General features: G+C 59.8%; 20 protein-coding genes, 4 tRNA genes and 1 pseudogene. 3 read left to right on the top strand and 22 right to left on the bottom strand.

The window, feature by feature from the left end; translation table 11 throughout:
- Window positions 1-53: 53 nt before the first annotated feature.
- The 15 genes from V7787_RS15820 to V7787_RS15890 all read right to left on the bottom strand — a co-directional run bounded on the left by V7787_RS15820 (window position 54) and on the right by V7787_RS15890 (window position 15508).
- Window positions 54-1040 (bottom strand): amidohydrolase family protein, encoded by a 987-nt coding sequence (locus V7787_RS15820; RefSeq protein WP_064491305.1) that lies wholly within the window; start codon window positions 1038-1040, stop codon window positions 54-56.
- Window positions 1037-1609, bottom strand: coding sequence for a 3-hydroxyanthranilate 3,4-dioxygenase (locus V7787_RS15825; protein WP_064491304.1), 573 nt, complete (start codon window positions 1607-1609; stop codon window positions 1037-1039). Before V7787_RS15825 ends, V7787_RS15820 begins: the two co-directional genes overlap by 4 nt.
- Window positions 1610-1629: 20 nt before the next feature.
- Entirely contained in the window at window positions 1630-2055 is a 426-nt protein-coding gene (locus V7787_RS15830) for a RidA family protein (RefSeq protein WP_064491303.1), read from the bottom strand.
- Window positions 2048-2842 carry a 2-keto-4-pentenoate hydratase gene (locus tag V7787_RS15835; RefSeq protein ID WP_064491302.1) on the bottom strand — a complete coding sequence of 265 codons (795 nt, stop codon included), beginning with the start codon at window positions 2840-2842 and terminating at the stop codon, window positions 2048-2050. Before V7787_RS15835 ends, V7787_RS15830 begins: the two co-directional genes overlap by 8 nt.
- On the bottom strand, window positions 2839-3867 hold the full coding sequence (gene mhpE, locus V7787_RS15840) for a 4-hydroxy-2-oxovalerate aldolase (RefSeq protein WP_064491301.1): 1029 nt from the start codon (window positions 3865-3867) through the stop codon (window positions 2839-2841). The genes V7787_RS15835 and mhpE overlap by 4 nt, the downstream gene beginning before the upstream one ends.
- Window positions 3864-4796, bottom strand: coding sequence for an acetaldehyde dehydrogenase (acetylating) (locus V7787_RS15845; protein ID WP_064491300.1), 933 nt, complete (start codon window positions 4794-4796; stop codon window positions 3864-3866). Before V7787_RS15845 ends, mhpE begins: the two co-directional genes overlap by 4 nt.
- Before the next feature lie 10 nt (window positions 4797-4806).
- On the bottom strand, window positions 4807-5616 hold the full coding sequence (locus V7787_RS15850; RefSeq protein WP_064491299.1) for a 2-keto-4-pentenoate hydratase: 810 nt from the start codon (window positions 5614-5616) through the stop codon (window positions 4807-4809).
- Window positions 5617-5631: 15 nt separating this feature from the next.
- On the bottom strand, window positions 5632-7092 hold the full coding sequence (locus V7787_RS15855; protein ID WP_064491298.1) for a 2-hydroxymuconic semialdehyde dehydrogenase: 1461 nt from the start codon (window positions 7090-7092) through the stop codon (window positions 5632-5634).
- A 348-nt stretch (window positions 7093-7440) separates the two neighbouring features.
- Window positions 7441-8160 (bottom strand): SDR family NAD(P)-dependent oxidoreductase, encoded by a 720-nt coding sequence (locus V7787_RS15860; protein WP_196766177.1) that lies wholly within the window; start codon window positions 8158-8160, stop codon window positions 7441-7443.
- Window positions 8157-9392, bottom strand: coding sequence for a dienelactone hydrolase family protein (locus tag V7787_RS15865; RefSeq protein ID WP_064491297.1), 1236 nt, complete (start codon window positions 9390-9392; stop codon window positions 8157-8159). The genes V7787_RS15860 and V7787_RS15865 overlap by 4 nt, the downstream gene beginning before the upstream one ends.
- 91 nt (window positions 9393-9483) lie before the next feature.
- Window positions 9484-10827, bottom strand: a complete 1344-nt coding sequence (locus V7787_RS15870; RefSeq protein WP_081273163.1) for an OprD family outer membrane porin — start codon at window positions 10825-10827, stop codon at window positions 9484-9486.
- Between the two features lie 131 nt (window positions 10828-10958).
- Window positions 10959-11273: a Zn-ribbon domain-containing OB-fold protein gene (locus V7787_RS15875; RefSeq protein ID WP_064491296.1), complete on the bottom strand. Its 315-nt coding sequence runs from the start codon at window positions 11271-11273 to the stop codon at window positions 10959-10961.
- Entirely contained in the window at window positions 11261-12442 is a 1182-nt protein-coding gene (locus V7787_RS15880; RefSeq protein ID WP_064491295.1) for a thiolase family protein, read from the bottom strand. Before V7787_RS15880 ends, V7787_RS15875 begins: the two co-directional genes overlap by 13 nt.
- Complete coding sequence (locus V7787_RS15885; protein WP_081273162.1) at window positions 12439-13803, bottom strand: MFS transporter; 1365 nt, start codon at window positions 13801-13803, stop codon at window positions 12439-12441. The genes V7787_RS15880 and V7787_RS15885 overlap by 4 nt, the downstream gene beginning before the upstream one ends.
- A gap of 91 nt (window positions 13804-13894) precedes the next feature.
- Entirely contained in the window at window positions 13895-15508 is a 1614-nt protein-coding gene (locus tag V7787_RS15890; protein ID WP_064491294.1) for an ATP-dependent acyl-CoA ligase, read from the bottom strand.
- 123 nt (window positions 15509-15631) lie between these two features.
- Here V7787_RS15890 and V7787_RS15895 point away from each other — a divergent pair, with 123 nt between their 5' ends.
- Entirely contained in the window at window positions 15632-16528 is an 897-nt protein-coding gene (locus tag V7787_RS15895; protein ID WP_336088591.1) for a LysR family transcriptional regulator, read from the top strand.
- A 125-nt stretch (window positions 16529-16653) separates the two neighbouring features.
- Here V7787_RS15895 and V7787_RS15900 read toward each other — a convergent pair whose 3' ends face one another.
- Complete coding sequence (locus tag V7787_RS15900) at window positions 16654-17562, bottom strand: LysR family transcriptional regulator (RefSeq protein WP_064491292.1); 909 nt, start codon at window positions 17560-17562, stop codon at window positions 16654-16656.
- A 141-nt stretch (window positions 17563-17703) separates the two neighbouring features.
- Between V7787_RS15900 and V7787_RS15905 the strand changes: the two genes are divergently transcribed.
- Together V7787_RS15905 and V7787_RS15910 are read left to right on the top strand one after the other, a co-directional pair.
- A complete protein-coding gene (locus V7787_RS15905) occupies window positions 17704-19104 on the top strand; it encodes an amidohydrolase family protein (protein WP_064491291.1) in 1401 nt (466 codons plus the stop codon).
- An 11-nt stretch (window positions 19105-19115) separates the two neighbouring features.
- Entirely contained in the window at window positions 19116-19589 is a 474-nt protein-coding gene (locus V7787_RS15910; protein ID WP_064491290.1) for a DMT family transporter, read from the top strand.
- Window positions 19590-19956: 367 nt separating this feature from the next.
- On the opposite strand, the pseudogene V7787_RS15915 reads toward V7787_RS15910, so the two are convergent.
- The 6 genes and pseudogenes from V7787_RS15915 to V7787_RS15940 all read right to left on the bottom strand — a co-directional run.
- A pseudogene (locus V7787_RS15915) lies at window positions 19957-20181 on the bottom strand (transposase); the annotation flags it as partial.
- A 55-nt stretch (window positions 20182-20236) separates the two neighbouring features.
- Entirely contained in the window at window positions 20237-21061 is an 825-nt protein-coding gene (locus V7787_RS15920; RefSeq protein WP_064491288.1) for a DUF2242 domain-containing protein, read from the bottom strand.
- A gap of 200 nt (window positions 21062-21261) precedes the next feature.
- Window positions 21262-21338 (bottom strand) — tRNA-Asp (locus V7787_RS15925).
- 141 nt (window positions 21339-21479) lie between these two features.
- Window positions 21480-21556, bottom strand: a tRNA-Asp gene (locus tag V7787_RS15930).
- Between the two features lie 99 nt (window positions 21557-21655).
- Window positions 21656-21732 (bottom strand) — tRNA-Asp (locus V7787_RS15935).
- A gap of 65 nt (window positions 21733-21797) precedes the next feature.
- A tRNA-Val gene (locus V7787_RS15940) sits at window positions 21798-21873 on the bottom strand.
- Window positions 21874-22033: the final 160 nt, after the last annotated feature.

Genomic DNA, 22033 nt, shown 5'->3' on the forward strand with positions numbered 1-22033 from the left:
TCGACAACCACGACTTTTTTCCGATCAGGTTGCCGCTCGTTCGCGATGGCCAATCAGATGCCGAAGAATCCCCGGGCGTTCTCGGCGCAGATACGCGCCTTGTCCTGCTTGCTCAACTGCGGATGCTCCAGTACACCAGCGCCAATGGCCTGTTCGCCTAGCGGGAAGGGAGAGTCGGAGCCGAGCATGACGCGGTCTGCCCCCATCACGTCCACCAGCAAACGCAGCGCACGAGGGTCGAAGACCGCCGAGTCGACGAAGAAACGTTTGACATAGCTAGACGGCAGTTCCGGGCAATCCTCTCGGACAATATCTCTATGGCGCCAGGCGTTATCTACCCGTCCCAGGAGGAAGGCGAAGCCGCCGCCGCCATGGGCGAAACAGATGCGCAGGGACGCCGGCAAGCGTTCGAAAGCGCCAGACAGGATCAGCGACAGGATACCCAGCTGTGTTTCCGCCGGCATCGCGACCAGCCAAGGCAACATCCATTTCTTCATGCGCTCGCCGCCCATCATGTCCCACGGGTGCACCAGCAACGGGATATTTTCCACCGCACAGTGGTGCAGGAAGGTGATCAGGCCCGCTTCGTCCAGATCGTAGTTGCCCACGTGATTGCCGATTTGCACGCCGACATGGCCACAGGCCTTGGCCCGGCTGGCCTCAAGGCAGGCCGCCTCGATATCTTGCAGGGGTACCTGGGCCAGCACCTTGAGGCGATCGGGTGTCAGGGCCGTCATCTCCAGGGCCCGATCGTTCATCATCTGTGCCCACGGCAGCGCCTGCGCGATAGGTTGGTCGTAGCCGAACATCACCGGCGTTGCGCACATCACTTGCACGTCCAAGCCCTGCTCATCCAGGTGTTCGATGCGGCGCTGCGGATCCCACAGCACATCATGTACCGGACGGAACGGTTTATCGCCCAGCATGATCTGCCCCTGACGCCCCTCGGTATGCAGCCAAGGGCCACGCTGAGGGCTCAGGCGGGCGGCCTCGGCTTGAGTAATGCGGGGAAAAAAGTGCGAATGGATATCGATTTTCATAAGCCGTGGACCTCACGCAGCGTCTTGTGCCAGGTCTGCCAATCGCGGCCTGGGTGGATTTCGCCGCAACCAGGGCAACGACGCTCTTCATCGGTGGTGGTATAGAACTGGTCGTATACCGGTGGAAGATCGGCAACGATGCTCTTGAGCCTCAACTCATAGCGCCGGACCACGGTGCCGCAGTGCGCACAGGACCACTGCAAGGCGTCGGACTGCCCTTCCGGGCGGCGATGCTCCACCACCAGGCACAGACTGCCGGGCTCAGGACGCTGCGGCGAATGGATAACGTGGGGGGCCATCAGGTAGATGTCGCCTTCCTTGAGGTCGACACGCTCGTAGCGACCTCGGTCCCAGACGTTCAAGTAGGCATTGCCCTTGAACTGGTAGAAAAACTCCTCCACCGGATCGTCATGGAAGTCGGTGCGCTGATTAGGCCCACCCACCACGGTGACCATGTAATCGCTGTCCTGCCATATCTGCTGGTTGTTCACCGGCGGCTTGAGCAGGTGCGCGTGCTCGTCGATCCAGCGGTTGAAGTTGAAAGGGGCGCTGAAGTGATGCTTGTCCATGGTTGTTTTCTCCCAACGGTTCAGCGACGACGCGGCGCGTACGCTATGGCCTTAATCTCGATACGTAGATGGGGGTGTGGCAATTGGTGTACGGCTACGGTGGTGCGGGTCGGGCCGCTTTCGTCAAAGTATTCGGCGTAGACGTCGTTGTATCCGCCGAAGTCGTTCATATCGACGAGGAAGCTGCTGATCTCCACCACGTCTGCAAGGCTTGCACCTGCAGAGGCGAGGATGTCGCGCATGTTCTCGATCACTGCGCGGGTCTGCGCCCGAATGTCCAGCTGGGTGGTGCCCATGGCATCCACCTCGACGCCGACAAGACTGTTGTCCGGGCGCCGTGAGCTGGTACCGGAGACGAACAGGAAGTCACCCGCACGCTTGATATGCGGGAAGCGCCCACGCGGTGTGGCCTTGCCAGCAACGACAGTGGCGTTGAGGTCACTCATGGCTGATGCCTCCGTGGTCACCGCGGACGCTGAAACTGCTCTGCCCGACGCCCTGGACATCGACACTGACATACACGCCTGGGTACAACGCCACCGCAGCGCAGGCGGCGCCTGCCATCACCAGGCTACCTGCGGGCAATTCGAGTTCGGCGGCGTGCAGCAGGCGTGAGGCGTGCACCAAGCTACGCAGGGGATTGCCGAGGATTGCAGCCGTGGAGCCGACCTGAGCCACACGGCCCTCCAGGCGCAGCACTACGCCGGCGTTGTCCAGCCCAGAGAAGTTGCGCGACCATGGGCCAATGGTGAGGCCGGCCGAGGAGCAGTTGTCCGCCACCACATCCTCCAGGCTGAACTTGAACGCCTGGTAGCGTGAATCGATGATCTCCAGCGCCGGCGCCACGGCCTCGACATGATTGGCCGCTTCCAGCAGGGTCAGCGGGCGATCGATCGCACGGCGCGTGAGAAAGCAGACCTCCGGCTCGACACGCGGATGAATGTAGCGCGCCAAGTCGACCACGCCGCCGTCCTCTTCCACCATGGTGTTGCTGAGCCACCCCCAGATCAGGCTATCGACCCCCATTTGCATCATCTTCGCGCGGCTGGTGAAGCCCAGCTTGATGCCGATGCTGTGCTCACCATCGGCATAACGACGCTGCATGGAGGCGCGCTGGATCCGGTAGGCGTCATCCAGGGAAAAGGCGGTGCTGCTACTGATCTGTGCCAGTGGTTCGGCACTTCGCGCCGCCCGGTCAAGGGCTTCGGCGATACGAGCAATATCGGTATTCATGCACGCTTCTCCAGCGATGGCTTCAATAGGTCGAGTGCGACGTCAACTATCATGTCTTCCTGGCCACCGACCATCCGCCGCTTGCCCAGCTCGACGAGGATATCCACGGCCTTGATGCCATAGCGGGCAGCGGCCACTTCGGCATGGCGCAGGAAGCTCGAATAGACCCCGGCGTAACCCAGGGCCAGCGTTTCACGGTCCACCCGTACCGGGCGGTCCTGCAGCGGGCGCACCAGGTCGTCGGCGGCATCCATCAGCGCGTACAGGTCGGTACCGTGCTGCCAGCCGAGCTTGTCGGCAGCGGCGATGAACACTTCCAGCGGTGCGTTGCCGGCGCCGGCGCCCATGCCGGCGAGGCTGGCGTCGATGCGGTCGCAGCCCTCCTCCACGGCGGCGATGGAGTTAGCCACGCCCAGACTGAGGTTGTGGTGGGCATGGATACCGGTCGACGTCGCTGGGTCGAGCACGGCCTTGACCGCACGGAAGCGCGCACGGATGTCGTCCATGTTCATCGCCCCGCCCGAGTCCACCACATAGATACAGGTGGCGCCGTAGCCCTCCATTAATTTGGCCTGCTGCGCGAGCCCTTCGGGTGTCTGCATATGGCTCATCATCAGGAAGCCAACGGTGTCCATGCCCAGTTCACGGGCATATTCGATGTGCTGGCGCGAAACATCTGCCTCGGTGCAGTGAGTGGCCACGCGGACAATGCGGGCACCGGCGTCATAGGCGTTCTTCAGGTCATGGAGGGTGCCAATCCCTGGCAGCAGTAGCGTGGCGATCTTGGCGTGGTTGACCGCGTCGGCCGCTGCTTCGATCCATTCGAGGTCGGTGTGGGCACCGAAACCGTAGTTGAAGCTGGAACCCTGCAGGCCATCGCCATGGGCGACTTCGATGGAGTCGACCTTGGCGCGATCCAGCGCCGTGGCGATGGCACGCACGTCATCCAGCGAATACTGGTGACGGATGGCGTGCATGCCGTCGCGCAGGGTTACGTCACTGATATAGAGCTTCTTGCCGTTCATGCCGACGCCCCCATTGCTTGTGCCATGCGCTCGGCGGTGGCCAGCGCGGCGGAGGTCATAATGTCGAGATTGCCGGCGTAAGCCGGCAGGTAATGGGCGGCGCCTTCCACTTCAAGGAACACCGAGGTCTTGAGGCCGGTGAAGGTGCCCTGCCCAGGCAACCTCAGGCCGCACACGGGTTCGAACTGCACCTGCTGTTTGAGGCGGTAGCCCGGCACGTAGGCCTGCACTGCGGCGGCCATTTCCTCGATGCTCGCCGCAATTCGCTGTTGGTCGGCGGCTTCGCTCAGCACGTACACCGTGTCGCGCATCATCAGAGGTGGTTCCGCGGGGTTCATGATGATGATCGCCTTGCCCTTGGTCGCGCCGCCTATCACTTCGATGGCCTTGCTGGTGGTCTCGGTGAACTCGTCGATATTGGCGCGGGTGCCGGGGCCGGCGGACTTGCTGGCAATCGAGGCAACGATCTCGGCGTAGTGCACCTTGGCCACCCGCGATACCGCCGCGACCATTGGGATGGTCGCCTGGCCACCGCAGGTGACCATGTTGACGTTGGTCACCTGCAGGTGCTGCTCAAGGTTGACCACCGGCACGCAGTACGGGCCGATGGCCGCCGGGGTCAGGTCGATCATGTGCAGCGCGGCCTTGTGCTGGCGCAGCAAGGCGTCGTTCATCAGGTGGGCACCGGCGCTAGTGGCGTCGAAGACGAAATCGATGTCCTTGAACACCGGCAAGCGCGTCAGGCCCTGCACGCCTTCATGGGTGGTGGTCACGCCCAGGCGGGCGGCCCGGGCCAGGCCGTCGGAGGCCGGGTCGATGCCGACCATCGCGGCCATCTCCAGGTGCTTGGCGTTGCGCAGGATCTTGATCATCAGATCGGTGCCGATGTTGCCGGAACCGATGATGGCTACTTTGCGTTTCTGGCTCATTTAGGGCCCCTTACTCGGCTTGAGCAAAGGACGCAGTGACGCGGCCCAAGCCCTGGATCTCAGCGGTAAACACATCGCCCGGGCTCACTGGCACCATCGGTCCCAGAGCGCCAGTCAACACCACGTCACCGGCACGCAATGGCTCGCCGAGACGGACCATGGTATTGGCCAGCCACACCGCCGCATTCAGTGGGTTTTCCAAGCACGCTGCGCCGGCTCCGACCGATACCGGTTCGCCGCGCAAACTCAGGCGCATGCCACAATTGACCAGGTCCAATTGCCCCAGGGATACCGGCTGACTGCCCAGGACAAACAGCCCGGACGAAGCGTTGTCGGCGACCGTGTCGAGCAAACTGATGTCCCAGTTGGCGATTCGACTGCCGACGATTTCGATGGCCGGCAGGGCGAAGGCAGTGGCACGGATAATGTCGGCCAGGGTGTGGCGCTCATTGCACAGATCGCGCTCCAGAACCAGGGCGATCTCTGCCTCTACCTTAGGCTGCTGGCAGTCAGTCCAGCTGATAGGCTGGCCGTCACCTCGGGCCATTTGGGCGAACAGCCGACCAAAGTCCGGTTGGTCAACCCCCAACTGGCGCTGGACAACACTGGAGGTCAAGCCGATCTTGTGACCTACCGGGTTCCAGCCTGCGGCAATGTCGGCGGCGTTGTTGTACTGCTGCACGGCGTAAGCCAGCTTTAGCGCGGGTTCATCTTCCTCGGCAGCCGCACGCTCGATGAGATCGCGTACTGGCGCACAGGGCCTGCCCTGTTCTCGAGCCTGGCGCAAACACGCTGCTACTTCAGCGATTGCTGGATGCATGGAGTTCTCCTGTCCTTACGGATTGACACAAATGGTGGTGAGCTCGGAATAGAAATCCAGCGAGTGGCGCCCTCCTTCGCGGCCAAGCCCAGACAAGCGTGCGCCACCAAAGGGCGTACGCAGATCGCGCAGGAACCAGGTATTGACCCACACCATGCCGACATGGATACGTCGAGAGAGACGGTGGGCCCGCTTCAGGTCGCGAGTCCACAGAGAAGCAGCCAGGCCGTAGGCCGAATCATTGACGCGTTTCAGCACTTCCTCGTCGCTATCGAAGGGCGCGATATGACAGACCGGACCGAACACTTCTTCGCGAATGCAGCGAGCGTCATCGGCAAGGCCGGTCCAGATAGTCGGCTGGATAAAAGCGCCCTGGTCGCGCTCGTCGCCAAATGTCGGCACACCGCCGCCACTGACCACTGTCGCGCCCTCTGTCACAGCCAACTGGAAGTAGCCCAACACCTTGTCGCGGTGTTTGTGGGAAATCAGCGACCCCATGTTCACGCCGTCTTCGTCGGGATAGCCGATCTTCAGCTTCTCAGCGCCTGCTTTGAGCGCCGCGACAAAGTGCTCGTAGATCGACCGCTCGACGTAGACCCGCTCCGTGCATAGGCAGACCTGGCCAGAGTTGGTGAAACTGGAACGCAGCACACCGGCAACTGCCGCATCAAAATCGCAATCTGCAAAAACGACTGCGGCATTCTTGCCACCCAATTCGAAAGACACCTCACGTACGCCCTCGGCAGCAGCGCGCATGATGGTCGAGCCGGTGCGCGACTCACCGGTAAAGGTGATGGCATCGACGTCAGGGTGGCGGGTAAGAAACTCACCGGCAGAATCAGGGCCAAAGCCATGCACAAGATTGAATACACCCGCGGGCACACCGGCCTCGTGCATGACCTCGGCCAACAGCGTGGCACTGGAAGGCGTATCTTCCGACGGCTTGACCACCACAGAATTACCACAGGCCAACGCTGGCGCGACTTTCCAGGTAAGCAGCAACAGCGGTAGGTTCCACGGCGAGATGATGGCCACCACACCGTGCGGCTTACGCACGGTATAACTGAACACATCCGTGCCATCGCCGGTGCGCATTTCAAAAAGCTCGCTACCGCCTTGTCGCACTAAATCAGCGAAGGTACGGAAGTTCTGCACGCCCCGTGCAACATCCAGGCTGCGCGCCTGATGCACGGGCCGACCGGTGTCAGCGACTTCGGCAGCCACGAAGTCTTCAAATCGACGCTCGACGCCATCGGCGATCCGCTCTAGCAGATCAGCCCGCTGGGCAGTGCTGAATCCAGCCCACGGCCCCGATTGAGCGCCTGCCGCCGCTTCGACGGCAGCATTCACTTCATTTTCACCAGCCTCACATACCTGGCCCAATAGGCTCCCATTGACAGGAGAGATGTTGTCGAACCTGCGGCTGCTCTCGACGAAAGTCCCAGCGATATAGTGACGTAGCAAATGTTTGGACACAGCGCCCTCCTGAGCAGGATGTTTTCAATGAGTCTAGGGAGGTCATATATAAATTAATAATAGAAATATCGTCTTCATGTATTAGAACTCGGAATACATGAATTCCAGGCAACGCCATGGATGTGAATGCGCTTCAGTAATTCACTGCAACTTCCATGTTAACGATGCGCACAACTTACTTGTGCCACCCAAACAACTTCGGGGTTTGCTTGTAAGCCTGCAGGTAGTGCTCAAGCCGCCGCGACTTTTCATCTCAGCCAGCAGGCCAGCGCGTTACAGTCAGCCCGAGCGTGCAGCATCGCTTGCGGTGGTGCTGCACGCTTGAGCAGCACTCCCGCTGCGGCCCTTTTAAAGGTACCGGGCGAAGTAGGCCTGCGTACTTGCCCGGTTGGCCGCGAGCTTGTGCGCAACGTCCAGTGCCATGGGGTCGGGATAGACCTCGGTGGCACCGCTGGCCAACCCCGCTACGATCGCGTCGGCCACGTCCCGAGGACTGGCCTTGGCACCCGCAACGTCACGGCTCATCGCGGTATCGATCGCACCGGGGAGCACCGCCATCACCTGCACCTGGCCGGCCAGCTCGGCCCGAGCGGCCTCGGTCAGGCGCAACGCGGCCGCCTTGGACGCACACAACGACCCCATGGCTGGCAACGCCACCCGCGCCAGAATCGACAGCACGTTGACGATGGCGCCAGTTCGCTCGACAAGCGTCGGCGCAAAGGCACGCATCATCGCGAGCGTGGCGAAGTAGTTAACGGCCATTTCCTGGGCAGCGGCTCCGGGGTCCTCGGTGCCCAGCAACCGCTGCTGCCGATTGAGGCCAGCATTGTTCACCAGGATATCGATCCCTACCCTGCTCGCCACCTGCGCTACTTGCTGCGGGTCGGTGACGTCCAGATCCACCGCCTCTACCTGCGGATGATCGAACAACAGACGCTCAGGGTTACGGCAAGCGGCGTAGACACGACTTGCCCCCGCAGCCAAAAACGCTTCGATCAAGGCAAGGCCCAACCCGCCGTTGGCGCCGGTGATCAGGACCTCCTTGCCCACAGTCGTGATGGCGCTCACAGGTGCTCACTTTTGGCCCAGCGGGCCATCAGCGTGTTCGAAGGCAGCGATTCATCGAGCAATTTCTTGGCCGTTTCGATGCCCGCCACCGGAAGCCCTTCTGGATCGAGCAGGCCGATCTGTACCAGCACAGAGGCCTGGTCCCAGTAGATATGCTCGTGGTATAGCTTGTTGCCGCGGAAGTTGACCACCGCCACCATGGGTACTTCCACGTATTTGCCGGTGGGTGCTATCCCGGGCAGCATGTAGTCCATTTCGCAGGTGTGGGTGAAAGACATGATGAATTCATCGACGACCTGGTAGGCGCCGACCGTGCGAGAAACCGGAATCATCTTGGTGTCCTCGGGGTTGGCGTGGACAAAGTGATGCTGATAGAAGCGTCCGAGTTGCTTGCTGCCCACCCCGCCGGTCAGCGTCGGAATGTGGTTCACGTAAGGCTCGGCGACCATGGTCTTCAGGGTGGCCGGCACGTCTCGGGTAACGAACTCATGGTGGATGTGCTCGTCCCACAGGTCTGAAAGGTTGTAGGCCGGCCCGATGTACTTCTTCAATGCGCCAATGGTGCGCCCATGAGCCATGAGGGCCGAGGGTTTGTGAAAGTGATCGCTGCCCAGGCGGGCAAAGGCATGGTCAGCACCTTCGTAGGTATACAGCTCTACGCCTGGGCGGCCACGCAGCACCTCGGCGATACGCGCACGGGTCGTGGCGTCACACAGCCCGTCCAGTTCGCCGTGATGCAGCACCAGCCCACCGCTCAGGCCATCGGCCTCATCCAGGTATTGCTCAATACCCATGCCGTAGTAGCCCACCGCAACCGCGACATCGGTACGGGTGGCGGTGAGGTAGGCCAGTTTGCCTCCCAGGCAATAGCCCACGAAGCCCAGGGCGGGCCCGGTGACCTCGTCCAGATCCCGCAGCGTGTCGAAGGCCGCGGCGATGTCGTCTACGGCCTTGTCCAGGTCCAGTGCGGTGTAGAGGCTCAAAGCCTTGTCGAAATCTGCCGGGGTGTAGCCCAGGTCGATACCCGGCTGTAGACGCCAGAACAAGTCGGGCACCAGAACCACATAACCTTCCTCGGCATACATCTGCGCCACCTCGCGCATGTTGGCGTTCACGCCAAATATTTCCTGGCCCAACACGATGCCTGGCCCCTTGCCTTCAGGCGGCAGCGCCAGATATCCCTTGAAACTTCCAGCCTGGTCTCGTGCCTGAATATCGATGTATTTGCTCATCTCATTACTCCTTCTACGGTAAGCGGACAGATATTGCTCTACATGAACTCTTGGCGAAGCAGCTTTGATGAAGCATTGCCAACGGCGCCATCTACAGCAGCTTGAAAGGGAATTCGGTGATCAGGCGAATCTCATCCATGTCACCGCGTGGCTCGGCCGAATTACCGCGGTGCACGCCGTACCGCGCTCTCAAGCTGAGGTTTTTTGCCGGCCCGCCTTGCACGACATATTGCATCTCGATATTGCGTTCCCAGTGGCGCCCCCCATCTCGAAAGCCGAGGGGATAGTAGGAACTGTCCGGCTCGATATCGGAGCCTTTGCCACCCTGTCCCTGCATGTAGCGAATCATGAACCTCAGGCCAGGTACGCCACGCGCACTGAAGTCATAGTCGTAGCGAACCTGCCAGGACCGATCGTTGGGCGCGTTGAAGTCACTGAGCTGCACATTGTTAGCCAGCTGTGCCACGGTGGTTTGCCCGTCTCGGAACGCCATATAATCGAAGGGCGTGTCGCCCTGCACCTTCTGGTATGCAAGCATGATGGAATGGGCACCGAACTTGACGCCCGGCGCAAAGGACCAGGTTAAGTTGTCGATGGGTCCGCCATGGGCGGCACCGATGTCGACTGTTCGGTACATGCTGAAATTCAAGGTTGGGGTCAGCCCCTCGACCAGGGCAGGCAAGTAGCGAAAGCCCAGGTAATCCTGGCGCCAAAGATCTTCGGCACGTTGAGTGCTGAGGTAGCCTTTGACTGCGCCCTGCTCATAATTCAGGCTCAGATAATCGACCGTATTCGTCTCCGTGGCGCCATACAGGGAACGTAGCGTGCTGTCGTTGCGGTTCTCCGAAGGCGCCTTGCCGGCGGTGATGTGGGCGGTATCGAAGGTCAGCGGCTGCAGATCGCGACTGGTGAGCTGCCATGCTGTCACCGTTTGCGGCAACAGGCGCCCAGAGCCACCATCGGTGAGGAACACCGGGGAGGTGCGCAATTCCATAGAGCCGTACTTGAGCACCGTTTCACGGTACTTGAGCTTGAGCGCACCGCCGCCCACGCTGTACTCATTCGCCACATCACCGTCGTTGTTGACGTGAAGCAAGTTGGTGCCGGTCTTGCCACGACCACTGTCAAGCTTCAATCCCGCATACAGATGCGCGTCGAATCCCAAGCCGACAACACCAGGCGTGAACGGGGAGATGTAGTCCAGAGTCAAGCCTTGGGCCCACTCCGCACGATAACCGTTGACGGTGCCTGATCGGCGGTTGGCACCACCGTTGCGGAAGTCGCGGTTGAGATAAAAGTTCCGGGTTAAACCGGACAAGCTTCCCTGCTGAAAATATGTTGAAACATCGGCCCATAGTTCATCTGCCAAGGCCTGTTGGCAAGCCAGCGCCAGCCCTAAGCCAGACACTAGCCGGTAATCGATCACTGCAGGCATAACCGCACTCCTGGGTACTCACGTGCACCACGCGCAAGGCCTTGAGGCCATGCATGGTCAGGGAATGACTAGCTGGGGGTCGGCCGACGACGCACGCTTCGGCGATCGAGGTCGGCTCGAACAGTTGTTGATTACAAGTCGCGGTCGGCCGGGTGGGCTACGATTCGCCGATGTTCATCTATGGCGAGCTCTACCAAGGTGCCGGGAGGCAAAGGCTCTGCGGTCTGGGCAATGACCACTGGCCCATCGCGCAGCTCGACACTGGCCAGATGCAGGAGCTCTGCGGCAGCGATGCCGATCCGCGCGCGCACCACAGTAGCCTGGGCAATCCGGGCGACCCCGGCAGAGACTTCCTGCCATTGCGCCTTGCCACATTGCGGGCAGCAATAACGCGGCGGGAAGCTTGCCAGGCCGCAACCTACACACTGCTGGATCATGAACGCCATGCCACACCTCCTTGCCACCGTTCGAGCACCACCGCGTTGGCGCACATGCCATAGCGGTACTGGACCATGCCATAACCGGTCACCACTGCCAGGCGAGCATCGCTAACCTGGCGTTGACCGGCTTGGCCAAGCAGCTGGGTAATGGCTTCGACCAGCCCATGCATGCCCCCCGCCGCTCCCGCCTGGCCGGCCGAGAGCTGGCCGCCAGATGTATTCACCGGCAATTCGAAACGGCTTATGCGCCGGAGTGCGCCCCGGTAGTCGTCGTCAGGGACAAAGCCCAAGTCTGCGAGCTGGATAAGGGCCATGACGGGGTAGTCGTCATACACACAAGCCAGGTCCATAGCCTCAGGCCCTGTATTGGCGCGGTCCCATAGCGTGTCGGCGATCTTTGCCAGAGGCGTCTGCAGGCCATCGCCAGCCTGGTGGTCATCGTTGTGAAGCGCCTTCACCGCGCGGACCGCTACGTTGACACTGCTCCGGGCAAGGTCGGCTCGTGTCAGCAGGATCGCGTTGGCACCGTTGACCACCGGTACGCAGTCATACCGGCAAAGCGGGTCGGCCACCATGGGCGCGTCAAGGTACTGCTCCATCGTCAGCGGCTCGCGGTAAACCGCCAGCGGGTTGCGCTGCGCCCAGGCTCGCTGAGCGATGCACAGTTGTGCATAGTCTTCGCGGCCAAGGCCGGTGCGTTGCGCGTGACGCTGAGTGAGCATCGCGAACACCCCATTAGGCCCGCCGTGCTGGAGCGGTTTCAGGTAGTCCTCCGTGGTGCGGTTGTAATGGTCGACCAGGGTCCTGAACGCCTCGGGGGTGAACGTATCGCCCGCCACCAGCACGATCACGTTGGCATCACCGTGCTGGATGGCACGCACGGCGTGCTGCAGCATATTGATCGCACTCGCCCCGCCATTACGGTCATCCATGCACCAGGTCAGGGTCAGCCCGAGGCGCCAGGCCAGATCGATGGCATTGTCTGGTCTGTGGGTGAAGGACGCCACGCCCAGGCCGTCCACCTCATGCGGGGCCACACCTGCCTCGCGCAGCAATTGCTGCACCGCCCTACCGAGCAACTGCGACGTCGACTCGCCCGTACCGCGTCGGCTGTAAGGCACCTCGAGTGCTCCAGCGATCAGCGCCACGGCGTCATTGCTTGCTGACCGGCTCATGACCGTCCTCCCTTGGCCCGCACGCGGGTCTCCTTGGTGAAACACAGCGAGATGACCGTGACCAGACCCAGACCCATCATCATCAGGGAAACTGGCCAACTAGCCTGGTAATGCGCCAGCAAGGCGGTAGCGATCATCGGCGTCAGGCCGCCGGAGAATACCGAGGCGACTTCGTGCCCGAGAGCCATTCCGGAATAGCGGACCTCAGTGCTGAACAGTTCGCCCATAAGGCTAGGCTGCGTACCAATCATGGCCCCGTGGCAGATGGCATTGCCAATGAGGAAGGCGAGCCAGATCCAGGCAGGCTCTCGGGTTTCGAGTAACCAGAAGAATGGAAATGCCATTAGCACCATCCCTAAGGCACCCACCATATATACCGGCTTGCGACCTATGCGGTCCGACAAACGCCCCCAGAACAGCATGGCCACCAACTCCACGCACGTGGAGAACGTGACTCCCGCCAGCATCACACTACTGGGCACACCCAAAAACTTGCCGTAGACCAGAGCGAACGCCAGCATGATGTAGGAGCCGCCGTTTTCAGCCACCCGCAGCCCCATGGCCATCAGCACCTCCCGCGGATATCTGCGCAACACGTCCAGCACGGGCATGTGCGCCGTCTTGCCGGTTGCCTCAGCTCGCTGGAAATCCTGACTCTCTGGCAATGTCCGGCGAATGTAGACCCCCAGGAGGAATATGACGATCGAGATAAGGAACGGAATGCGCCAACCCCAGCTGTGGAAATCCCGCTCCGGCAACAACTGGACTAGATAAAACACCGCTGCGGACAAGACGAACCCACCGCCCACTCCGATCTGACTGATCGAAGCGTAGAAGCCGCGGCGCTCAGGTGGGGCCGACTCGGTGATCATCAGCACGCCACCGCCCCACTCGCCTCCTGCCGCGATGCCCTGCAGAATACGTAACAGCAGTAGCAACGCGGGCGCCCACATGCCCGCTTGAGCGTAGGTGGGCAACAATCCGATCAAGAAAGTTGCCCCGCCCATGATAGAGAGCGTCCATACCAAGGCTTTTTTGCGACCGTACTTGTCCCCGATATGGCCAAATATCACCCCACCGAAAGGCCGCGCGAGAAAACCCAACGCGAACCCGGCCAGTGCCGCGATCGTACCCACCAGTGGATCGGTGCCCTTGGGGAAAAACAATTCCCCGAATATGAGCGCCGCCGCTGTGCTGTAGAGAAAGAAGTCGTACCACTCCAACGCCGTGCCAGTGACAGAAGCCAAGACGATCTTGCGAAAGGTCTTGCTGTCGATCGGTACTCGGTTATCAACCGCAGCGGGAACATGACTGTGTTCCGACTGGTTATCTGATAGTTCAAGCGAATGCGTGCCCGTCATGGCCGTCTCCGTCAATGACTGAATAATTATGAACGCTATTTTTATTGTTGTTGCATCGTTTTTTTATTGCACGGCAGTCAAAGCTAAATAATTAGGCGCGTTTAAGCCTGTAGCCGGAGCACTCGAGATCCCATGTAGTGGCGGTAACGCCGAGCGCTCTCAATTTATATTTCTGAACTTTGCCGTTTTCGGTTTTCGGCAACTCGATAACAAAGTCTAAGTAACGCGGCACGGCGAAATACGCCAACCGTGACTCACAATATTGCGTCAGCTCCAATGGATCGAGCTTAGCCCCCTCCTTGATGACGATAGATGCCATGACTTCATCTTCGGCCAGTTCCGATTTCACCGCATACACCGCCACGAGCTCCACCGCGGGGTGGCTCGACAGAACCTGCTCTACCTCAAAAGACGAGATGTTCTCTCCTCGGCGACGGATCGTGTCCTTCAAGCGGTCAACAAAGCGGAAATAGCCGTCGCTATCGCGCACAACCCGGTCGCCGGTGTGATACCACAAGTTGCGCCAGGCTTCGACAGTCTTTTCCGGCATACCAAAGTAACCGCAGGCGAAAGCGAAGGGCTGCTCAGCGCGCAATACAAGCTCTCCTGGTTCGCCATCCGCTACCGGCTGATCCTGGCTGTCTACCACCCGGGCACTGAAGCCTTTGGCCAATCGGCCCATGAAACCAGGCCGCTGGTTCTCCAGAGTTCCTCCAATCACGGCATTGGTTTCGGTAGCCCCATAACCATCGATGAGGCCGATACCTGTGCGTTGAATAAACGGGGCGTGGAACTGTTCAGGGACGCCTGGGGCTAGTGCGACACGCACGTTATGCGCGCGTTCGAGCTCATTGTGCGGACGGCTGAGAAGGATAGGCACCATGGCTCCCAGCAGATACGTCACTGTGGCCCCGGTTTCCGCCAGCGCCTGGTAGAAGCCGCTAGCGGAAAAACGTTTGTCTACCACCAGCTGTGCGTCGTGCAGCAAGGCCTGGAAAAAGGCGTTCAATGCATTGGTATGGAACAACGGCAGGCATGTGTATAGCACATCCCCGGGGCGCACCTGTAGGTCGCCACCGGTATTCAGCCCCCACCAAAAGAATTGGGCGTGAGGGCAGATCACGCCCTTGGACAACCCGGAAGTCCCGGAGGTGTAAAGGATAACCAGCGGGTCGCCATCCTCGAGCACTGCAGGTGGGGCCATGGACGCACTGCGAGGGGGCATCGACCGCACCCTTAACCGCTCCTGCCAAACCGCGTTGACATCGCCTTGCGGCGAGAGGACCCACAGGGCTTCGACAGCAAGCGTAGAGTAATCAAGTGCCGCGAGCACATCCAGATTGACCTCTTCACTGACCAACAAGCGCGCCCCACTATTAGCCAGCACATGATTCAACTGCATGCCGCGACAGGCGGTATTAATAGGCACCGCAACCGCGCCCAGCCAACCACATGCCAACAGCACTTCAAGGAACTCGGCGCGGTTGGCGCACATCAATCCAACCCGATCTCCACGCTGTATCCCATATTCCGCGAGTGTTGTGGCACGCCGTCCTATTACGTCGACAAGTTGCGCAGCAGTCCAAGTGCAGCTTCGGTCGGAAAAAAGCGCCGTTTCAGGGCTACGTTCAATACGTTTCGACAGCAGCACCGGAAGTGTTAATGCCCCGCCAACTGCTTGTTGTTTGCAAAAACCTGTGTCCATCACTCAAAGCCTCAGATTGTTGTATCGCCTCGCTATTGTTCCGAAGTCTATGAACCTGTACCCTATAAGTCAAATTCATGACAATTATATAATTGATAAACGGTATTTATACGAATGCGTAACTTGAATGATGTCGATCTAAATTTGCTTAGGGTTTTTCAGGCCATAATGGAGGAACGCAGCTTGACACTCGCGGCTGGACGCTTGGCGATTACACAACCTGCTGTAAGTTACGCCTTGGGTCGACTTCGCAAGCTTTTTGATGATGCGCTATTCGTACGCACGCCAGAAGGCATGATGCCGACCCAGACCGCCGAGCGGATTGCCTTACCGATCGGACGGGCACTCACGGCAATACGCGATGCTCTGAATGAAACCGAACCGTTCGATCCTGGTACTAGCGACCGGGAGTTCCGTTTGTGTATGTCAGACATCGGCGAACAGGTGTTCCTGCCGTCGCTTTGTGAACGGCTTCAAACGCTTGCGCCGGCCATTAAGCTCTCGTCAGAGCTGGTACCCGTCGCCATGGTGGTCGAACGAATGCGTATGGGGCAACTGGACTTCGCAATTGGTAACCTGCCCACACTGAAAACCACCACCCGGTACCAATCCCTGTTCCGTGAGCAATACGCCTGCATGACTCGCAAGCGTGATGGACTTCCGGCCGGGAAAATCAGCGTGGAGGATTTTCTTGCCCTCTCCCATGTCAGTGTCACCTCCACTGACAGCAGCCACGTAGCCATCGAGGACACCCTGGCCTCACGTGGGCTGAACCGACACATCGCTTTGAGGGTACCCCACTTTACAGTTGTGCCGCAGATACTCAGGCATACAGGGTGGATGGTCACCCTACCTGAAGGCGTCGCACATACGCTGAATCATTCGGATGATTTCGTGATTTACCCGCTGCCAGTGGAGATGCCGGGGGTCGAGTCTACTGTTCATTGGCATGGTGCCTACGACGCTGATGCCGGCAATCGATGGTTCAGGGCATTTCTATTCGAAACCTTGCGCAGATAAGGCGATTGCAGATCACGGGTAGTCACGGAGGCCAAGTCATAAAGGGGCTAGCAGCACCGGGGCACAATCGCCCGATAGGCCATTTACCAGCGTCGAAACGTCGGCGGGAAGCTTTCATCTCCTGATCAGCCAGCAGGCGAACCGCCGTCGTGAACTAGCCCAGCGATCCAGTCAGCGAACGCCTGCACAGCTGGTGATAGAAACCGCTGATGTGGATATAACAAGTGCACAGGAACCCGGTCAGGCTGCCAGTCAGCAAGCACTTCGACCAGCCGCCCTTCTCGTAGATGTTCGGAAACAACATTCTCGGCGAGTTGCACGAGCCCAAAGCCTTCAAGGCACATTTTGATGTAGAGGCCAGTCTCGTTGACGGCTGCTGTGCCCTTGACCGGGACTGAGATTTTCTCGGCGCCACGGGCGAAGCGCATCTCACCTGCTTGCCTTGCGCGGCCCGAGAAGTAATGGATGGCCCGGTGACGAGACAAATCTCGCGGAGTTTGCGGAGTACCGTTCTCTTCGAGATAGGCAGCAGATGCACAGGTCACCCAGCGAAAACGGCCTAGTGGTCGCGCAACGAGCGTTGAGTCATCCAGCTCGCCTGTACGAATGACGCAGTCGACGCCCTCCTGAACCAGGTCAACCTGCCGATCGTTGACGCCTATCATCAGGTAAATATCCGGGTAGCGCCGGTAAAAGTCTTGCAAGTTTGGTATGACGATGAAGTGGGCAATGCCGCCCGGCATATCGACGCGTAAACGCCCCTGCGGCCGTTTTACGGAATCCGTCAGGCTGGTCTCCATGCGTTCGATCAGTCCCAATATTTCCCTGCATTGCGCCAGATATTGAGCGCCCTCAGGCGTCAGGCTAACCCGCCGCGTTGTTCTGTTCAGCAGACGCACCTGCAGGTACTTCTCAAGATTTTTAACGCTGCTGGTCACTGTTGAGGCCGGTAGAGAGAGCGTCTGCGCCGCCTGGCTAAAGCTTCCTGCCTGAGCCACACGGACGAAAACCTGCATTGCTTGAATACGGTCCATGACGGTAAACAACCTTGAAGCGGTGAAAGGACGGCATGATTATTCGCATAAATTGAATAATAAAAACAGTTTTACCATCTTTTTCCCGCAGTATCGCCTTGCGTACATTGCTTCCAACGAAATTTGAAGAGGTGTACTGAAATGGCTGAATACAACCGCAGCATTGTGCAGGCCCCAGCCGCTCCGGCCGTACGCACACTTATCCGCGGCGCAACTGTGCTGAGCATGGACGGCGACATCGGCAATCTGGCGAGTGGCGATATCCTCATAGAAGGCAGCACCATCTCGGCCATCGCTGAAAATCTCGAAGCCGGCGACGCTGTTGTGATTGAGGCATCCGGCATGATCGCCATGCCGGGCATGGTCGATACCCACCGTCACTCCTGGGAGGGGCAACTACGGCGAATTAATCCGAACGCCGCAACCCTGGAGGATTACTGCAACGCCACCCACTTTTCGTTCGCCAAACATTATCGTCCGGCGGACATGTATATCGGCAACCTGCTGAGTGCATTGGGCTGCATCGATGCTGGTATCACGACCCTTGTCGACAACTCGCATAACAGCCGCACCGGTGCGCACTCCGATGCCGCTGTAGAGGCGCTGCTCGATGCAGGCATACGCGCCGTACATGCTTCGGGAGCGCCGGTGGCAGGTGAGTGGGACAAAGCCCACTGGCCGGGCAACCTGGAGCGCCTGCAGGACAAATACATCAAGACCGGTGACAACCCGCTGCTCTCACTGGCAGTGATGGCGCAACTGGAACCTGAGCTGTGGGCTGAGGCCAGGCGCCTGGGATTACCGATCATCACCGAGTTTTTTGGTGGGGACATGGCAGCTGAATTGGAAGGCTTGCATCGCGAGGGCCTGCTGCGCTCTGACAACATCTTCAACCACTGCACCGCGCTGCCGGACGCCGGGTGGAAGATCCTTCGCGAGGCTGGCGTGCGGGTCAACGTATGCCCGCGTTCAGATGCCCACTACGGCATTGAGGATGGAATGTTCGCCATGCAGGCGGCTCAGCGTCATGGCATCAGCCCTGGGCTGAGCGTCGATAACGAAACGTCCTACAGCGGCGACATGTTCATGGAGATGCGGGTAGCGTTCTATCTGCAGCGCGTCATGGGCATGCATCAGCAGCGCTGCTGCAGCGAAGACCATCATCCGGTGGTGACCCTGCCCGCCCATGGCCTGCTCAAAGCCGCGACTGTCGACGGCGCCACCTGCGCTGGCTTGCAGGACAAAGTCGGCAGCCTGGTTCCCGGCAAACAGGCGGACCTGATCCTTATCAACGCGCAGGATATCAACCTTTATCCGTCAGGCAATGCCTTCGGCACCGTGGTACATGCGGCAGAGCGCAGCAATGTCGACACTGTCATGATCGGCGGGCGTATCGTCAAGCAGGGTGGCAAGGTTCTGGGTGTGAATAGCGAAAGGCTGCGTGCGGCGATCGACGAGTCCCGTGAGCATCTGTTTGCTGCTGCTGGCTATCAGCCGGATATGTTTGCCGAGGCATTCTTGCCGCTTGAGTCAGCCAAGTAAGGAGGCGTCAAATGAATGCAGCCTACTACCTACTGGCTATCTGCGCGGGGCTTGGCATCACCCTGCAGACCACGCTGAATGGCCAACTCGCTAAAGGTGTGGGTGGAGATTCCGTAGCGGCGGCACTGTTTTCTTTTACTGCCGGTGCGCTATGCCTGGGCATCTTTTCGTTGATGCGTGGCGGGATAGTGGCTTCAATCGCGACTATCCCTGCCCAGCCTTTGTGGAGCCTTCTGGGTGGCCTGCTAGGTGCCGGCGCGTTGCTTAGCTACGTGGTACTCGCGCCAAAAATTGGCCTTTCAGCGCTGCTTGGCCTCGCCATCGCCGGGCAGATCATTTCGTCCCTAGTTATCGATCACTTCGGACTGCTCGGGGCAGTCGAGAGGCCGGTGTCTGGTTTCAAGTTGGCCGGGGCGATCGTGATGCTCGGAGGCTTGGCGATCGCCCTGTTTGGTGACCGGTGGTCAGGGCTTGTCTCCAGCTGACTCCCGTGGTTAACCCCTCTCGCTTCATAGCCACAGATACCGATGGAGTGCCCCTTGAAGCCGAAGCGGTTGCCGCGGGAGGACTCACAGAAGAGCGATTACAAGGGTTAATTGAGTAGCGGGAAGCTCGGTAGAGGACACAGAGTGATCATTTCTGGTAGCTGGCAGCCCTTAACGACTGACTGCTATCGATCCAGGCTGTGTGAAAACGCAGTAATCGCATCAAAAACTGAGAGCCGAGCGGATTACCTGCGGAATCATCAGGCGAGAGCGGAAATAGCCTCACCCAGCAAAATAGACATTTGTAGTGCTACATGGGCCGCGTCAGTGGCCCATGTAGCTGTCTGCGGGCCAGCAAGCGGCGGGTTTACGTCCTGATCGCCTCAAGTAGCCCTGCGATGCCGAAAATGCTCATCATGCGTTTGAGGTTGTAGGCGAGCACGTGAAGGCTCATTTCGGTGCTTACCCTCGGCAGGGTTTTGGTCAGGAAGTGGGTGCTTCCCATCCAGAATTTGTGCGTTCCAAAGGGATGTTCCACCGTCTGCCGGCGAACCTTCATCTTCTCCGGATCTTGCTCCAATCGGATCTGCACTCTCTCGACTGCCCTTTCGCGGGCTGCCGGCGAAAGGGCCGGTTCAGGCGACCCATCAAAGGGAGGGGGCGGCGGCCTCGGCCGGCTGGGCATCCTGCTGCACCTGTATGGGTGCAGCTTCGGCCGGCGGGGCCACAGGCTGCGAACCCTGGCTGTCATCCACCACCGGCGCCGCTGCCGCCTCCCTGGCCGGGGCTACCCCCGCAGGTGCAGGCGTCGCGTCAACCAACGGCGCAGCTGCCGGGGCCGGCGCCACCGGGTTCGCCGCAGCCTGCTCCGGAAGCCCAAGGTCAGCCGCCGGTTTTTCAACCTTCGGCGCTGGCTCTTCGACCTTGGCCTTGCTCACTTTTTTCGGCTTGGGCAGGTAGCTCTCCACCAAGGCGAAATAACGGTCATAGAACTGCGCCGCGGTCACCGTCTCACTGGCCACCTTGACCATCGAGTCGTCACTGGAACCGATCGGCATCGACACCGAACCCAGCACCCCCACGCCCAGGCTGGCGGAGGTGTTGGACTTTTTCAGCGCATAGCGGTCCTGGAGGGCGTTGGCGAACATGGTCGAGCGCTGATCGTCGCTCACGTCCGGCGCACAGGTGACATTGAAGCTGATCTGCAGGTGGTTCTCGCTGTTTTGCTGAAAGCTCTTGTTACCCACCACCTGGTTGGCGCCGCTGCTGGTGATGATGTAACCCTGGCTGAGCAAAGCACGCCGGGCGGCCTCGCAAGAGCCAGCATCGCTCACCGGAAAGCTTCGCGAGAAGGTACCCGAGTCATCGAAGTTCTCGTGCTCGTAGACGGCCGCTTTTTTCGAGGAACAACCGGTCACGCCCGCCAGCACCAGGGCCAGCCCGAGCGCACCAAAGACGGAAGATCTGGTCATTGCGGATTCCGGGTATGTCGGGAAAGTGCCTATTGTGCAACACAGCAGGCAGGCACAGGAACCGCTGGTCGGTGAAGAATCTGTCAGGTTGGTGTAAATCTGGGTAAAGGCAGGCACTTACCAGGCGCACTAACGAAAAAAGCGACCCGAAGGTCGCTTTAACGTTGCTTCAAGGCGTTCATGGGGCCTTGAAGCGAAGATGGCGCAGCGGACGGGACTCGAACCCGCGACCCCCGGCGTGACAGGCCGGTATTCTAACCGACTGAACTACCGCTGCGTATCATTCAGGCTTGCGCCCGATTGAAACCTGGGTCTACCCTTCCGGCGCGATGGCCTCAGGGCAGGCACAAAAAAAGCGATAACGCGATCGCTTCTCTTGTGTTTGCTTCAAGGTGTTCTAGGGACCTTGAAGCGAAGATGGCGCAGCGGACGGGACTCGAACCCGCGACCCCCGGCGTGACAGGCCGGTATTCTAACCGACTGAACTACCGCTGCGTATCGTTCAGGCTTGCGCCCGATTGAAACTGGGATCAGCCCAAGGCATGTGCCTTGTGGCTTCAGACCGGTGCCAGGCACCCATCTGTTACTGAAAAATGGCGCAGCGGACGGGACTCGAACCCGCGACCCCCGGCGTGACAGGCCGGTATTCTAACCGACTGAACTACCGCTGCGCAGTGCGCTCCTCTCTGGCTATCGGCTTCTTGCGAACCCGAAGCTCCAGGAACATCTCAGGAAGTGGTGGGTGATGACGGGATCGAACCGCCGACCCTCTGCTTGTAAGGCAGATGCTCTCCCGGCTGAGCTAATCACCCTCGCGATGTTGCTTGTTGCGTTTGCTTCGCTGAGGCCGCGAAATTTACGCAGGTGGCGAAGCTAAGTCAATAGCCCCATTGAATTTTTTTCAAAAAGGCAACGTGATGTGATTGCCTGTGCCGGCCTCTTCGCGGGTAAACCCGCTCCTACAGTCGGACA

The sequence above is a fragment of the Pseudomonas sp. CGJS7 genome (genome assembly GCF_036961695.1).